At 72.6% G+C, this 16,707-nt stretch carries 1 protein-coding gene (cut by a window edge); it reads right to left on the minus strand.

From position 1 onward, the window contains the following. Nucleotides 1–16,707, minus strand: partial view of a type I polyketide synthase gene (locus tag ACZ7LS_RS21215; RefSeq protein WP_469448324.1) — the 3' portion only. 7,992 nt of this gene lie beyond the right edge of the window; only the last 16,707 of its 24,699 coding nucleotides appear in the window; its start codon lies off the right edge, out of view; its stop codon occupies nt 1–3.

Below are 16,707 nucleotides of genomic sequence, written 5' to 3' on the forward strand. Positions count from 1 at the left end.
TCAAGACCTACCGAGTTCTTCATCGAGCAGCGCGAGCAGTTCGTCCGCCGACGCGGTGCGCACGTCCGGTCCGGACTCGGCGGGTTCCGTGCGGGTGTTCGCTTCGTCCCACATGGACAGCAGTGCGCGGAGGCGGGCACTGACGGCGGCGCTCTGCTGGTCGTCCGGCGTCAGGAGGGACAGTGCGGATTCCAGGCGGTCCAGCTCGGCGTCGATGGCCGGCGCCCCGCCTCCCGGCAGTTCGTCGAGCACCTGCGCGGCGAGCGCGGACGGCGTGGGGTGGTCGAAGACGAGCGTGGCGGGCAGGCTCAGTCCGGTGGCCGCGTTCAGGAGGTTGCGGAACTCGACCGAGGTGAGCGAGTCGAAGCCCAGTTCCTTGAACGCCCGGCCGGCTTCCACCAGCTTGGTGTCCTCGTGGCCGAGTACCGCGGCCGCCTGCTCCCGTACCAGCTCCACCACGGCGCGTTCGCGCTCGGGACCGGACAGCGTGGCGAGCCTGGCCGCCAGGTCGAGCGGCATCGCCGCCTCGGCGGCGGCCGGGGCGCGCTGTGCGCCGGCCAGTTCCCGCAGCAGCGGGCTCGGCCGCACCGTCGTGAAGGCCGGGGCGAACACGTCCCAGTCGACGTCCGCCACCAGCGCCGTCGGGGCGCCCTGGCGGATGGACCGGTCCAGCGCGGCCACCGCCCGTTCGGGCGCCATCGGGGCCAGGCCGCGGCGGCGCAGGTGGTCGCCGAGCTGTCCTTCGACCATGCCGCCGCCGCCCCAAGGACCCCACGCGACCGCGGTGGCGGGCAGACCCGCCGCCACGCGCCGTTCGGCGAGCGCGTCGAGGAAGGCGTTGGCGGCGGCGTAGTTCCCCTGGCCCGCCGCGCCGAAGGTGCCCGACACCGAGGAGAACATGACGAACGCCGACAGGTCCCGGTCCCTGGTCAGTTCGTCCAGGTTGACCGCGGCGTCGACCTTCGGCCGCAGTACGGCGTGGAGCCGGTCCGGGGTGAGCGCGGACAGCACGCCGTCGTCCAGGACACCCGCCGCGTGCACGACCGCGGTGAGCGGGAACTCGGCGGGAACCGAGGCCAGCAGCTCCGCGAGCGCGTCCCGGTCGGCGGCGTCACAGGCCGCGATGGTGACGCGGGCGCCGAGCGCTGTCAGCTCCGCGCGCAACTCCTCGGCGCCTTCGGCGTCGGGCCCGCGCCTGCTGGTCAGCAGCAGATGCTCGGCACCCTTCGCGACCAGCCACCTGGCGACATGCGCGCCAAGAGCGCCGGTACCGCCGGTGACCAGCACCGTACCGGTGGGGTCCCAGTCGCCGGCGCGCCCCGAGGACACCGGTACGAGCCTGCGGCCGAACACCCCGCCGGCGCGGAGCGCGACCTGGTCCTCGTCCTGCGCGCCGGACAGGACGCCCGCGAGGCGGGCTCCGGTGCGCTCGTCCAGTGTGCCGGGCAGGTCGACGAGACCACCCCAGCGCTCGGGGTGCTCCAGCCCGACGACCCGGCCGAGTCCCCACACCATCGCCTGGTCGGGGCTGGCGGGCGTGTCGGAGCCACCGGTCGCGACCCCGCCCCGCGTCGCGCACCACAGCTTCGCGGCGAGTCCGGTGTCACCGAGGGCCTGGACGAGAGCGAGGGTCGCGGCCAGGCCGCCCGAGGGCAGTTCGGGGTCGAGCGCGTACAGCGACAGCACGCCCGCGACGGGCTCGTCGGTCGCCACACGGGCCGTCAGCGAGTCCCGGTCCACTGCCCCGCCGGTGCGTACCGGCAGTACCCGCGCACCGTGCTTGCTCAGCGCGGCGGCGACGGACTCCTCACCGGTGCCGTCCCTGCTGACCACGAGCCAGGTGCCCGAGAGGGCGGCGGTGGGCTCGCTCACCGGCAGCCAGGTGACGCGGTAGCGCCAGCCGTCGGCCGCGGAGTTCTCGGCCTGCTCCCGCCGCCACGACGACAGCCGGGGCAGCACCGCGCCGATCGGGTCGTCGGGGGACACGGCCAGCTCGTCCGCCAGCTCACCGAGGTCGCCGTCCGCCACGGCCGCCCAGAACCGCGCGTCGACGGTCCCGGCGACATCGCCCGAGGGGGCCTTGGCCAGGGTCGGCCAGAACCGCTGCCGCCGGAAGGCGTAGGTGGGCAGGTCGACGTACGCGCCACCGGCGGTCAACTGGCTCCAGTCGACGGCGACGCCGAGCACATGCAGGCTGCCCACGGCCGTCGCCAGCGCGAGCGTCTCGGACCGGTCGCCGCGCAGCGCGGGTACGAACTCGGCGTCGGGCGCGTTCTCCCGGCCCAGCGCGGTGAGCACCCCGCCGGGACCGATCTCCAGGAACACGTCCGCGCCCTGGTCCCGCAGTGTGGAGACGGCGTCGGCGAACCGTACCGACTCGCGTACATGCCGCATCCAGTACTCCGGCGAGGCCAGTTCTTCGGCGGTGGCCCGCGCGCCGGTCAGTGTCGACACGACCGGGATCGCGGGCGCCTCGTACGACACCGCTTCCAGTACGCGGCGGAACTCGCCGAGCATCGGCTCCATCAGCGGCGAGTGGAACGCGTGGCTGACGCGGAGACGGGAGACCTTGCGCCCCGCCTCACGCCAGCGCTCGGCGAGGGCCTCGACATCGGCGTCGACGCCCGAGACGACCACCGACGTCGGCCCGTTCACCGCGGCGATGCCCACGGTGCCGGACAGCTCCGGCAGGATCTCGGCCTCGGTCGCCTGGATCGCGACCATCGCGCCACCGGACGGCAGCGCCTGCATCAGCCGGCCCCGGGCCGACACCACGGCGGCGGCGTCGGCCAGCGACCAGACACCCGCCACATGGGCCGCGGCCAGTTCGCCGATCGAGTGCCCGGCCAGCATGTCGGGGCGCACACCCCACGACTCCAGCAGCCGGAACAGCGCGACCTCGACGGCGAACAGCGCCGGCTGTGTCACGCCCGTCTCGTTCAGCGCGTCGGCGTCCTCACCGAAGAGGACCTCGCGGACCCGCGGGTCGAACTCGCCCAGCGCCGCGTCCAGGGCCTCCGTGAACACCGGGAAACTCTCGGAGAGTTCGCGGCCCATTCCGAGCCGCTGCGAGCCCTGGCCGGAGAACAGGAACGCCGACCGGTGCCCCGCCGCGACGCCGGAGACGAGCCCGCCCGCGGTCCGCCCCTCGGCGAGCGCCTTGAGGGCCGTGAGCAGGCCGTCGCGGTCCTGTCCGACGACGACCGCCCGGTGGTCCAGGGCGGGTCGCGCCACCGCGAGCGTGCCGGCGACGTCGAGCGGGTTCAGCTCGGGGTGCGCCACGAGGTGGGCGCGCAGCCGGTCGGCCTGCGCCCGCAGCGCGTCGTCGCCCCGGCCCGACACCAGCATCGGCGGCGGCAGCATGGGCGTGCCCGCCGTCTTCGGTACGGCGACCTCGGTGACCGGTGCCTGCTCGATGATGGCGTGCGCGTTCGTACCGCTGAACCCGAACGCCGATACGCCGAACCGGCGCGGCCGGTCGGTGTCCGGCCAGGAGCGGGACTCGGTGAGGAGCGCGACATCCCCGGCCGACCAGTCGACCTGCGGAGTCGGCTCGTCCACATGCAGTGTCCGCGGCAGTACACCGTGTCGCATCGCCATGACCATCTTGATGACGCCCGCGACACCGGCGGCGGCCTGTGTGTGGCCGATGTTCGACTTGATCGAGCCGAGCCACAGCGGGTCACCCACGCGGTCCTGGCCGTAGGTGGCGAGCAGGGCCTGCGCCTCGATCGGGTCGCCGAGCTTGGTGCCGGTGCCGTGTGCCTCCATGGCGTCCACGTCGGACGGGGCCAGGCCCGCGCTCGCCAACGCCTGTCGGATCACCCGCTGTTGCGACGGACCGTTCGGAGCGGTGAGACCGTTCGACGCGCCGTCCTGGTTGATCGCCGAACCCCGCACGACCGCCAGTACCCGGTGCCCGTTGCGCTGCGCGTCGGACAGCCGCTCCAGCACCAGCATGCCGACGCCCTCGCCCCAGCCGGTGCCGTCCGCGTCCGACGAGAACGGCCTGCACCGACCGTCGGTGGCGAGGCCCCGCTGACGGCTGAACTCCATGAACGCGCCGGGCGTCGACATCACCGTCACACCGCCGGCCAGCGCCAGCGAGCACTCACCGGCCCGCAGCGCCTGCGCGGCCAGGTGCAGTGCCACCAGCGACGACGAGCACGCGGTGTCGACCGTCACCGCCGGACCCTCAAGACCGAACGTGTAGGCGATCCGCCCGGACACGACGCTCGCCGCGTTGCCGGTGCCGATGTGCCCCTCGAAGCTCTCCTCGCTCGCCGCCAGCAGTGTGGCGTAGTCCTGTGTGTTGGAGCCGGTGAAGACGCCGATGTCGTGCCCCCGCAGGGAGTTCGGGTCGATACCGGCCCGTTCGAAGGCCTCCCAGGAGGTCTCCAGCAGCAGTCGCTGCTGGGGGTCCATCGACAGCGCCTCGCGCGGCGAGATCCCGAAGAACGCCGGGTCGAACTGGTCGACGTCGTGCAGGAAGCCGCCCTCGCGGGCGTACGAGGTGCCCGCGTGGTCGGGGTCCGGGTCGTACAGCCCGTCCAGGTCCCAGCCACGGTTGCCGGGGAACTCGCTGATGGCGTCGGTACCGTCCAGCACCAGCCGCCACAGGTCCTCGGGGGAATTCACTCCGCCGGGGAAACGGCAGCTCATGCTCACGAGCGCGATCGGATCGTCGGTCACGGCCGCGGCCACGGTCGTGCGGGTGGGCGCCGCGGCGGCGGGCGCCCCCGCGAACTCGGCGCCGAGGTGCGCCACGAGCGCGGCCGGTGTCGGGTAGTCGAAGACCAGCGTGGCGGACAGACGCAGTTCGGTCGCCGCGTTGAGCCGGTTGCGGAACTCGACGGCGGTCAGTGAGTCGAAGCCCAGTTCCTTGAAGGCCCGGTCGGGTGCGATGGCATGCGCGGAGCTGTGGCCGAGCACCACGGCCACATGGCCGAGCACGAGGTCCAGCAGCGCCTTCTCCCGCTCCCCGGCGGTCATGCCGGCCAGCGACCGCGCCAGCGCGGACCCGCCGACGGCGGACCCGGACTCGGCGGTCCTGCGTGCCGTACCGCGTACGAGACCGCGCAGCAGGTGCGGTACGGGGGCCGAACGCGCCTGCCGCTGCAACACGGCCAGGTCCAACGGCACCGGCACCAGCGCGGCACGTCCCGTCGAACCCGCCGCGTCGAACAGCGCCAGACCCTCGGCCGAACCGAGCGGAATCACACCGCCCCTGGCCATCCGGCGCACATCCGCCTCGTCAAGCCCACCGGCCATGCCGTCCGCATCGGCCCACAGACCCCACGCCAGCGATGTGGCGGGCAGACCGGCCGCCCGGCGGTGCTGCGCGAGAGCGTCCAGGAAAGTATTCGCCGCCGCGTAGTTGCCCTGGCCGGGGCCACCGAGGGTGCCGGCGGCGGAGGAGAACAGTACGAACGCCGACAGGTCCAGGTCGCGGGTGAGTTCGTGCAGGTGCCAGGCCGCGTCGACCTTGGGCCGGAACACCCCGTCGATCCGCTCAGGTGTCAGCGAGCCGATCGTGGCGTCGTCCAGGACACCCGCCGTATGTACGACGGCGGTTACGGGGTGCTCGGCCAGCAGCGCCGCCACCGCGTCCCGGTCCGCCACGTCACACGCGGCGAATGTCACCTCGGCGCCCAGTGCGACCAGTCCGTCGCGCAGTTCCTCGGCGCCTTCCGCCGTGGCGCCGCGCCTGCTGACCAGCAGCAGCCTCTGTACACCGCGCTCCGTGACCAGGTGCCGGGCGACGAGGCCGCCCAGTGTGCCCGTCGCGCCGGTGACCAGCACCGCACCCGAACCGAAGCCGGGATCGTCCACCACGGACTGCCGAACCCTCGCCAGGCGGGGTATTCGGATGCCGCCGGACCGTACAGCGAGTTGCGGCTCTCCCGTGGCCAGCACCGAAGGCAGCGCGTCGCGCGAAACCGCCTCGTCGTCGATGTCGACCAGGACGATCCTGTCCGGGTTCTCCGACTGCGCGGAGCGCACCAGGCCCCACACCGCCGCCTGGGCGACGTCCCGTACGTCCTCGTCGGCCGTGGTCGCGAGCGCGCCGCTGGTCACGATGGCCAGGCGTGACGCGTCGAACCGTTCCTCGGCGAGCCAGCTCTGCACCGCGTTCAGCGCCCAGTGCGCCGCCTCGTGCGCGCCGGCCACCGGGTCGTCGGACGCGGAAGTGACCGGGCACGGCAGCACGACGAAGTCGGGCAGTTCCGCCGCCCCCGCCAGCGCCTCCAGATCACTCCACTCGGTCGTCGGAGCGTCGCCGTCGGGCAGGGGCACCGGCACCCAGTCGATGCCGAACAGAGAGTCCTGGTCCTGCCGTGTCAGCGTCTCCGACACCGGGCGCAGCACCAGGGAATCGATCGTGGCCACCGGCGCGCCGGTGCCGTCAGCGACCGCCAACGCCACCCCGTCCGCCCCGGCGGGCGACAACCGCACCCGCAGGACGGTCGCACCCGAAGCGTGCAGCCGCACACCCGACCACGCGAACGGCAACCCGCCGAGAGCGTCGGCGTCACCCATCAGCGCGACGCCATGCAGCGCCGCGTCCAGCAGCGCCGGATGCAGACCGAACCCGTCCACCCCCACACCGTCCGGCAGGGCCACCTCGGCGAACACCTCGTCGCCCTTGCGCCACGCCGACCGCAGCCCCTGGAACACCGGTCCATAGGCGAAACCGTCGCTGGTCTCGCGGCCGTAGAACCCGTCCAGGTCCAGGACCTCCGCGCCTACGGGCGGCCACTCGACCAGGGCGGGATCGACGGACCGGCCGCCCTCGCGCAGCACACCGGTGGCGTGCCGGGTCCACGAACGGCCGTCCTCCGCGTCACCCGCACTGGAGTAGAGGGTCAGCTCGCGCCGGCCCGACTCGTCCTCGGCACCGACCCACACCTGCACCCGCACCGAACCGTTCTCCGGCAGGACGAGCGGCGCCTCAAGCGTCAACTCCTCGACCAAGTCGCAGCCGACCTGGTCACCCGCCCTGATCGCCAACTCGACGAACGCCGAACCGGGCAGCAGGGTCGAACCCTGGACCGCATAGTCGGCCAGCCACGGGTGGGTCTGGACCGACAGGCGGCCCGTCAGCAGCACACCGTCCGTGCCACCCACCGCGACCGCCGCACCCAGCAACGGATGCTCCGCCGAACCGAGCCCGGCCGCCGAGACATCACCGATCAGCGGCAGCACGTCCAGCCAGTAGCGCTCGCGCTGGAACGGGTACGTCGGCAGGTCGAGCCACCGGGAGCCACTGCCGTCGAAGAAGGGCAGCCAGTCCACCCGGATACCGCGTACGTGCAGCTGCCCCGCGGCCGTCGTGGCGGCCACCGCCTCCGGCCGCTCACCACGCAGCACGGGTACGAAGGCCGCGTCCGGCGCGGACTCCTGGCCCAGCGCCGACAGCGTCCCACCAGGACCGACCTCGACAAACGTACCCACACCCTCGCTCACGAGCGTGCCCACCGCATCGGCGAACCGCACCGACTCCCGTACGTGCCGCACCCAGTACTCCGGCGAGACAAGCTCGTCGGCGCTCGCCCGCGCGCCGGTCAGCGTCGACACAATCGGAATCACGGGCGCCTCGAACGACACACCCTCCAGCACCGCGCGGAACTCGTCCAGCATCGGCTCCATCAAGGGTGAGTGGAACGCGTGGCTGACGCGAAGCCGCGTCACCTTGCGGCCGCCCTCGCGCCACAGCTCCGCCAGCACGTCCACATCCGCGGCCGCACCGGAGATGACCACCGAGTTCGGGCTGTTGAGCGCGGCGATGCCCACGGTGTCCGGCAGGTCCGCGGCGACCTCGGCCTCCGAGGCCTGGACGGCTGCCATCGCACCGCCCTCGGGCAGCGCCTGCATCAGCGCACCACGCGCCGACACCACCTTGACGGCGTCGGCCAGCGACCACACACCCGACACGTGGGCCGCGGCCAGCTCACCGATCGAATGACCCGCCAGCATGTCGGGCCGCACACCCCACGACTCCAGCAGCCGGAACAACGCCACCTCAACCGCGAACAACGCCGGCTGCGTCACCCCCGTCTCGCTCAGCGCGTCGGCGTCCTCACCGAACAGCACCTCACGCACCCGCGGATCGAACCGACGCAGGACCTCGTCCAAGGCCTCCGCGAACACCGGGAAACGCTCGGACAGTTCACGCCCCATCCCGAGCTTCTGCGAACCCTGACCCGAGAACAGGAAACCCACCCGGCCGGGCTCGTCCACAACCCCCGCGACCACGGCACCGGTCGCCTGGCCCTCGGCCACGGCCACCAGAGCGGCCAGGAACTCGGACCGGTCGGCGGCGACCAGCACCGCACGGTGCTCCAGCACCGCCCGCGTCGACACCAGCGCGCGGCCCACGTCCATGACGGTCAGGGCAGGAGTCGCGTCCACAAAGGACGTGAGCCGCGCGGCCTGCTCCCGCAACGCCTCGGCGCTGCGGGCCGACAGCACCCACGGCACCAGGTTGTCGCGTACCGGCTCCGGGGCTTCCTCCCGCTCCACGACGGGGGCCTGCTCGATGATGGTGTGCGCGTTCGTACCACTCACACCGAACGACGACACACCCGCCCGCCACGGCTGGCCGGTCTCCGGCCACGGCTGGGCCTCCGTCAGCAGCGACACCGCACCGGCGGACCAGTCCACGTGCGACGACGGCTCGGTGACGTGCAGCGTCTGCGGCAGCACACCATTCCGCATCGCCATGACCATCTTGATCACGCCCGCCACACCGGCTGCCGCCTGTGTGTGACCGATGTTCGACTTCACTGAACCCAGCAACAACGGCCGGTCGGCGGGCCTGCCCTGACCGTAGGTCGCCAGCAGCGCCTGCGCCTCGATCGGGTCACCCAGCGTCGTGCCCGTGCCGTGCGCCTCCAGGGCATCCACATCGGACGGCGCGAGACCGGCGCTGGCGAGCGCCTGCCGGATCACCCGCTGCTGCGAGGGGCCGTTCGGAGCCGTCAGACCGTTCGACGCACCGTCCTGGTTCACCGCGGAACCGCGTACGACCGCCAGCACCTGGTGACCGTTGCGCCGGGCGTCCGACAGCCGCTCCACGACCAGCATGCCGACACCCTCACCCCAGCCGGTGCCGTCGGCGCTGTCGGAGAACGCCTTGCACCGGCCGTCCGGGGCCAGACCCCGCTGGCGGCTGAACTCGACGAACGCGCCCGGCGTCGACATCACTGTCACACCGCCGACCAGCCCGAGTTCACACTCGCCCTTGTGCAGCGCCTGCACCGCCAGATGCAGTGCCACCAGCGACGACGAGCACGCCGTGTCCACCGTGACGGCGGGCCCTTCAAGGCCGAACGTGTACGACAGCCGGCCGGAGATGACACTCGCCGAGATACCCGTGCCGGCGTACCCCTCGACGGTCTCATGCGCGGCCATCACCAACGCGCCGTAGTCCTGGCCGTTGGTGCCGACGAACACACCGGCCCGACGGCCCCGCACCGAATGCGGGTCGATTCCGGCCCGCTCGAAGGCCTCCCAGGAGGTCTCCAGCAGCAGTCGCTGCTGGGGGTCCATCGCCAGCGCCTCGCGCGGCGAGATCCCGAAGAACGCCGGGTCGAACCCCGTCGCCCCGTAAAGGAATCCACCTTCACGGGCGTATGTGGTACCCGAGTGGTCGGGGTCGGGGTCATACAGGGACTCCACGTCCCAGCCACGGTCGGTCGGGAACCCGGACACCGCGTCCACACCCGACTCGACGAGACGCCACAGGTCCTCCGGCGACTCCACGCCACCGGGGAAGCGGCAGCTCATACCAACGATCGCGATCGGCTCGTCGGTCACGGCCGCGGCGGGGCCGTCGGTCACCGCGTCGAGTACGCCACCCAGCAGCTCAGCGCCAAGTCGCCCTGCCAGAACAGCGGGTGTCGGGTAGTCGAAGACCAGCGTGGCCGGCAGAGCCAGCTCAGTGGCGGCGTTGAGACGGTTGCGCAGCTCGACCGAGCTGAGCGAGTCGAAGCCCAGCTCCCTGAACGCCCGGTCGGGCGAGACCGCATGCGCGGAGCTGTGACCGAGCACCACGGCCACATGACCGAGGACGAGGTCCAGCAGCGCCTTCTCCCGCTCCCCGGCGGTCATGCCGGCCAGCGACCGCGCCAGCGCGGACCCGGTCGCGGCGGAGCCGGACTCGGCGGTCCTGCGTGCCGTGCCACGCACCAGACCACGCAGCATGTGGGGCACAGGGGCGGAACGCGCCTGCCGCTGCAACACGGCCAGGTCCAGCGGCACCGGCACCAGTCCGGCACGCCCCGTCGAACCCGCCGCGTCGAACAGCGCCAGACCCTCGGCCGAACCGAGCGGAATCACACCGCCCCTGGCCATCCGGCGCACATCCGCCTCGTCAAGCCCACCGGCCATGCCGCCGGCGTCCCCCCACAGACCCCACGCCAGAGACGTGGCGGCCAGACCGGTAGCCCGGCGGTGCTGCGCCAGCGCGTCCAAGAACGTGTTGGCCGCCGCGTAGTTGCCCTGGCCGGGGCCACCGAGGATGCCCGCCACCGAGGAGAACAGTACGAAGGCGGAGAGGTCCAGGTCGCGGGTGAGTTCGTGCAGGTGCCAGGCCGCGTCGACCTTCGGCCGGAACACGCCATCGATCCGCTCAGGCGTCAACGAGCCGATCGTCGCGTCGTCCAGGACACCCGCCGTATGTACGACAGCGGACACGCGGTGCTCGGCCAGCAGGCCGGCGACGGCTTCCCGGTCGGCCACGTCACATGCCGCGAACGCCACCTCGGCGCCCAGCGCGACGAGTCCGTCGCGCAGTTCCTCGGCGCCCTCGGCCGCGGCGCCGCGCCTGCTGACCAGCAGCAGGTTCCGTACGCCCCGCTCCGCGACCAGATGCCGGGCGAGAAGGCCGCCCAGTGTGCCCGTCGCGCCGGTGACCAGCACCGCGTCCGAACCGAAGCCGGGATCGTCCACCACGGACTGCCGAACCCGCGCCATGCGCGGCGCACTGGCAGCACCCGAACGCACCGCAAGCTGCGTCTCGCCCGTGGCCAGCACCGAAGGCAGCGCGTCGAGGGAGGTCGTTTCGTCGTCGATGTCGACCAGGACGATCCTGTCCGGGTTCTCCGACTGCGCGGAGCGCACCAGGCCCCACACCGTGGCGTGCGCGAGGTTCCGTACGTCCTCATCGGGCGTGGTCGCGACAGCGCCGCTGGTCACAATGGCCAGGCGTGACGCGTCGAACCGCTCGTCGGCAAGCCAGCTCTGCACCGTGCCCAGCGCCCAGTGCGCCGCCTCATGCGCGCCGGCCACCGGGTCGGACGCCGAGGTGATCGGGCACGGCAGCACGACGAAGTCGGGCAGTTCCACCGACCCCGCCAGCGCCTCCAGATCGCTCCACTCGGTCGTCGGAAGGCCGCCGTCGGATACGGGCACCGGCACCCAGTCGATGCCGAACAGAGAGTCCTGGTCCTGCCGTGTCAGCGTCTCCGACACCGGGCGCAGCACCAGCGAGTCGATCGTGGCCACCGGCGCGCCGGTGCCGTCAGCGACCGCCAACGCCACCCCGTCCGCTCCGGCGGGCGACAACCGCACCCGCAGGACGGTGGCGCCGGAGGCGTGCAGCCGCACCCCCGACCACGCGAACGGCAGCCGATCGGCATCGCCATCCGCCAGGCCGATCGCGTGCAGTGCCGCGTCCAGCAGCGCCGGGTGCAGACCGAACCCGTCCGCACGCACACCGTCCGGCAGCACGACCTCAGCGAATGTCTCGTCCCCGCCGCGCCATGCCGCGCACAGTCCCTGGAACACCGGCCCGTAGGCGAACCCACCGTCCGCCATGCCGTCGTAGAGCCTGTCCAGGTCCACGGACTCGGCGTTCACTGGCGGCCACTCGACCAGGGACGTACCACCAGAGCTCTCGCCGGCACGCAGCACACCGGTGGCGTGCCTGGTCCACGAACGGCCGTCCTCCGCGTCACCCGCACTGGAGTGGAAGGTCAGCTCGCGCCGGCCCGACTCGTCCTCGGCACCGACCCACACCTGCACCCGCACCGAACCGTTCTCCGGCAGGACGAGCGGCGCCTCAAGCGTCAACTCCTCGACCAGGTCACAGCCGACCTGGTCACCCGCGCGCACCGCCAACTCGACGAACGCCGTACCGGGCAGCAGGGTCGAGCCCTGGACCACGTAGTCGGCCAGCCACGGGTGGGTCTGGACCGACAACCGGCCCGTCAGCAGCACACCGTCCGTGCCACCCACCGCGACCGCCGCACCCAGCAACGGATGCTCCGCCGCACCGAGCCCGGCCGCGGTGACGTCACCGATCAGCGGCAGCGCGTCCGGCCAGTAGCGCTCGCGCTGGAACGCGTAGGTCGGCAGGTCGACCCGCTGAGCGCCACGACCGGTGAAGAACGCTTCCCAGTTCACCCGGACGCCGCGTACGTGCAGCTGTCCCGCGGCCGTCGTGGCGGCCACCGCCTCCGGCCGCTCACCACGCAGCACGGGTACGAAGGCCGCGTCCGGCGCGGACTCCTGGCCCAGCGCCGACAGCGTCCCACCAGGACCGACTTCGACAAACGTGCCCACACCCTCGCTCACGAGCGTGCCCACCGCATCGGCGAACCGCACCGACTCCCGTACGTGCCGCACCCAGTACTCCGGCGACGCCAACTCCTCAGCGCTCGCCCGCATGCCGGTCAGCGTCGACACGATCGGAATCACGGGCGCCTCGAACGACACACCCTCCAGCACCGCGCGGAACGCGTCGAGCATCGGCTCCATCAGCGGCGAGTGGAACGCATGGCTCACCCGCAGCCGGGACACCTTCTGCCCCGCCTCACGCCACCGCTCCGCGACCGCCTCCACATCGGCGGCGGGACCCGAGACGACCACCGAGTTCGGACCGTTGACCGCGGCGATACCCACCGTCTCGGGCAGCTCAGGCGCGACCTCGGCCTCGGACGCCTGGACCGCCAGCATCGCGCCACCGGACGGCAGCGCCTGCATCAGCGCACCACGCGCCGACACCACCTTCACCGCATCCGCCAGCGACCACACACCCGCCACATGAGCCGCGGCCAGCTCACCGATCGAATGACCCGCCACCATGTCGGGCCGCACACCCCACGACTCCAGCAGCCGGAACAACGCCACCTCAACCGCGAACAACGCCGGCTGCGTCACCCCCGTCTCGCTCAGCGCGTCCGCGTCCTCACCGAACAGCACCTCACGCACCCGCGGGTCCAACTCCGCGAGCACGGCATCCAGCACCTCGGCGAACACCGGGAAACGGGCGGCCAGTTCACGCCCCATACCCAGCCGCTGCGAACCCTGACCCGAGAACAGGAAACCCACCCGGCCAGGCTCGTCCACGACCCCCGCGACCACGGCGCCACTCGCCTGACCGTCGGCCACAGCCGCCAGAGCGGCCAGGAACTCGGACCGGTCGGCGGCGACCACCACCGCACGGTGGTTCAACGCCGCCCGCGAGGTCGCGAGTGAGTACCCGACATCAACAGGCGCGTGCCCCTCCACCATCGACATCAGACGCTCGGCCTGACCCCGCAGGGCGCCCTCGCCACCCGCCGACAGCACCCACGGCACCAGACCGTCGCGTACCGGCTCGGGGGCTTCCTCCCGCTCGACCGCGGGGGCCTGCTCGATGATGGTGTGCGCGTTCGTCCCACTGAACCCGAACGACGACACACCGGCCCGCCACGACTCCCCGGTCTCGGGCCACGGCCGCTCCTCCGCCAGCAGCTCCACCGCACCGGCGGACCAGTCCACGTGCGTGGACGGCTCGGTGACGTGCAGTGTGCGCGGCAGAACGCCGTGCCGCATCGCCATGACCATCTTGATCACACCGGCCACACCGGCCGCGGCCTGCGTGTGACCGATGTTCGACTTGATCGAGCCGAGCCACAGCGGCTCACCCTCGCGGTCCTTGCCGTAGGTGGCGAGAAGTGCCTGCGCCTCGATCGGGTCACCCAGCGTGGTACCGGTGCCGTGTGCCTCGACCGCCTGCACATCGGACGGCGCCAGACCGGCACTCGCCAGGGCCTGGCGGATGACCCGCTGCTGCGAGGGGCCGTTCGGCGCCGTCAGGCCGTTGGACGCGCCGTCCTGGTTGACCGCGGAGCCCCGTACCAGCGCCAGTACCTGGTGGCCGTTGCGCTGGGCGTCGGACAGCCGCTCGACGAACAGCATCCCGATGCCCTCACCCCAGCCCGTGCCGTCGGCGCTGTCGGAGAACGCCTTGCACCGGCCGTCAACCGACAGCCCGCGCTGACGGCTGAACTCGATGAACCCACCCGGCGTGGACATCACGGTGACGCCGCCCGCCAGCGCGAGCGAGCACTCACCCGACCGCAGTGCCTGCACCGCCAGGTGCAGCGCGACCAGCGACGACGAGCACGCCGTGTCCACCGTCACCGCGGGGCCCTCGAAGCCGAACGTGTACGACAGCCGGCCGGACGCCACGCTCGACGCGTTGCCGGTCGCGACGTATCCGCCCACGTCATCGGCGGCCCCGTCCAGCACCAGCGTGTAGTCCTGCACGTTCGAGCCGACGAACACACCGACACGCTCTCCGCGCAGCGACTCCGGGTCGACCCCGGCCCGTTCCAGCAGTTCCCAGGAGGTCTCCAGCAGCAGCCGCTGCTGCGGGTCCATCGCCAGCGCCTCGCGCGGCGAGATCCCGAAGAAGCCCGAGTCGAAGTCCGCCACCCGGTCGAGGAAGGCACCCATGCGGCTGTACGACGTGCCCACACCCGCCGGGTCCGGGTCGTACAGCGCCTCCAGATTCCAGCCGCGGTCGGTCGGGAAGTCCGACACGGCGTCCCCGCCCGCCAGGAGTACGTCCCACAGGTCCTCCGGCGACTCGACCCCGCCGGGGAACCGGCACGCCATCGACACGATCGCGATCGGCTCGTCGGTCACACCGGAGACGGCGACCGGAGCCGAGGTGGTGGGGGCCCCGACCACACCGGACAGCTCGGTCCGCAGATAGGCGGCGAGTACGGCGGCCGTCGGGTAGTCGAAGACGAGCGTCGCGGGGAGCGCGACGCCGGTGGCCACGCTGAGCCGCGTACGCAGTTCCACCGCCGTCAGCGAGTCGAACCCCAGCTCCTTGAAGGCACGGGTCGCGGAGAACGCGTCACCGGACACGTGACCGAGCACCGCGGCAGCCTCGTACCGGACCAGCTCGGTGAGCTGCCGCTCCTGCTCGGCCTCGTCCAGGCCGGACAGCCGCTGAGCGAGCGCCGACATGCCCTGCTCCGCCGGAGCGGCCTCGAACGCGGCGCGCACCTCGGGCAGTTCACCCAGCAGCGAGCTGGGCCGCTGCGACATGAAGGTGCCCGCGAACCGCTCCCAGTCGACATCGGCGACGACGACGTTCCCGTCACCGCGTTCCAGCGCCGTGGCCAGACCCGCGATCGCCACAGCCGGGGCCATCGTGATGAGGCCCCTGCGCCGCAGCTGGGCCGCCGCGTCCTGCCCGGCGTCGGCGACCATTCCGCCATCGCCCCACGGACCCCAGGCGACCGCCGTGGCGGGCAGACCGGCAGCCCTGCGGTGGTCGGCGAGGGCGTCCAGGTAGGCGTTGGCGGCCGCGTACGCGCCCTGCCCGCCACTGCCCCACACACCGGCGATGGACGAGAACAGTACGAACGCGTCCAACGGCGTGTCGCCCAGCAGGTCATGCAGATTCCTCGCGCCGAGGACCTTGGCCGCCAGCACATCGGCGAACTCGGCGAGGTCGGTCGGATCAAGGCCGGCGAGGGCGCCCGAACGCTCGATACCCGCCGCGTGCACGACCGCGGTGAGCGGGAACTCGCCGGGCACCGAGGCGAGCACCTCCGCGAGGGCGTCCCGGTCGGCGGCGTCACAGGCCGCGATCGTGACGCGGGCACCCAGCTCGGTCAGCTCCGCACGCAGTTCCTCCGCGCCTTCGGCCGCCGACCCACGCCTGCTGGTCAGCAGCAGGTGTTCGGCGCCCTTCGCCACCAGCCATCGGGCGACACGCGCACCGAGCGCACCGGTACCGCCGGTGACCAGGACCGTGCCACGCGGCGACCAACCCGCCCCGGACGCCTTGCCCAGCGGCGCGGGCACCAGCCTGCGGCCGAGGATCCCGCCGCCGCGTACGGCGACCTGGTCCTCCCCGGCCGTTCCGGCGAGCACCGAGGCCAGCAGATCACCGGTCGCCTCGTCCCGCACATCCGGCAGGTCCACCAGACCACCCCAACGACCCGGGTGCTCCAGCGCCGCCACCCGGCCCAGACCCCACAGCATCGACTGCTCGAACCCGGCGACCACGTCATCCGCGCCCACCGACACCGCACCCGACGTCACACACCACAACGGCGCCGGCACATCCGCGTCACCCAACGCGCGCAGCAGACCGATCGTGGCCGCCACACCCACGGGCACAACCGAACCGCCCGCATCCGCGAGCCCCAGCAGCGACACCACACCGCTGAGCGCGGGCAACCCGGCCAACTGCCCGGCCCAGTCCACACTTTCCGCATCCATGTCCAGGACGCGCACGTCCGCGCCGTTCCGGACCAGCGCGTCACGGACCCACTCGGCGCGCGGCTCCCCGGCCGGCGCGACCACCAGCCAGGCACCATCCAGCCGCCGGCCCTCGGCGGATACCGGCCGCCAGTCGATCCGGTACCGCCAACCATCCACAGCGGAGCGGCCCTGCTGCTCCCTGCGCCAGGC

This window comes from Streptomyces sp. NPDC039430, assembly GCF_055639435.1.